The sequence below is a fragment of the Bartonella sp. MU70NMGDW genome (genome assembly GCF_042194085.1).
In the GTDB taxonomy this organism is placed as follows: domain Bacteria; phylum Pseudomonadota; class Alphaproteobacteria; order Rhizobiales; family Rhizobiaceae; genus Bartonella; species Bartonella grahamii.
On record NZ_JBHIMK010000375.1, the window covers coordinates 1 to 1,108 of the forward strand.

General features: G+C 39.7%; 2 protein-coding genes. Both read right to left on the reverse strand.

Going from position 1 to position 1,108, the window contains the following annotated elements; all coding sequences use genetic code 11:
* Positions 1–599: efflux RND transporter permease subunit (locus ACFIKE_RS11080; protein WP_375649975.1), on the reverse strand; the 599-nt coding region annotated here is incomplete at its 3' end.
* Positions 596–1,108 (reverse strand): efflux RND transporter periplasmic adaptor subunit (locus ACFIKE_RS11085; RefSeq protein WP_375649978.1); only part of this gene is annotated, 513 nt, incomplete at its 5' end. The genes ACFIKE_RS11080 and ACFIKE_RS11085, both read right to left, overlap by 4 nt.

The following is a 1,108-nucleotide window of genomic DNA, read 5'->3' on the forward strand; positions in this document are numbered from 1 at the left end:
AAAATCTTTGTGCGAGCACTATCAACCTGTACATCACCAACACCATCAACAGCAGAAATTGCATCAACAATCTGATCATTTACAATCGTTGTTAAATCATCAATGCTCATTGTTGGTGACGTCACAACCAAATACATCATAGCAGCAGCATTCGAATCTGCTTTAATGATCAGAGGGGTATCTGCATTTTTTGGTAAAGAATAAGCAATACGAGACAGAGCATCACGAATATCAGATGCCGCTACATTCAAATCAACACCGACATTAAAATTGATTTGCACACGAGAGCGTCCAAAAGAAGATGTTGAAGAAATTGTCTTAACACCTGAAACACGAGAAACCGCATCTTCTATAATTTTTGTTACTTCACGATCAATGGTTTCTGCTGATGCACCAGAAAACATCGTCACAATCGTTGTTACTGGAGTATCAACATCGGGTAATTCTCTTACATCAACATTCAACCATGCTGCAAATCCTGCAATGATGATCATAGCATTTAAAACAAAAGTAAAAACCGGTCTGCGAATAAATAAGGCAATGAGACCACCTTGCTCCACCTTTGACATAGGCTGTTTTGTGCTTAATTCTTGGCTCATTGTATATCCGTTCCATAAACCGCTGATAATTGCTGTTGATGGGACTTTGGGTCATCAATAGTTACTTTACTTCCTGGATAAAGCATTTGCACCCCTTGAATGACAACTTGATCACCCTTTTCTAGGGGAGCTTTCACGAAAACCTCATCCGCTTTATGCTGAATAATTGATACGGGAATAGACTCTACTTTTCCTTCTCTCACACGCCAAACGAATGACCCTTTACTATTCCATTGAACCGCAAGAGGATTAACGACAGGAAAAGAACCACCATGAAATTGCAATACAACAGAAAAGGACATACCAGACATGAGCGTATCTTTTTCATTATTGATTTCAACCTGAGCATGAAGCGTGCGACTTTCTGGATCAACAATATTATCAATCGCATAAATATGGCCAACAAAAGATTTATCTGGCTGCGCAGTTAATGTTGCCGTTACCTCATCTCCTTTATGGATGCGCGACACATATCGTTCAGGGGCCCATATATCGACCAAAATACGTTC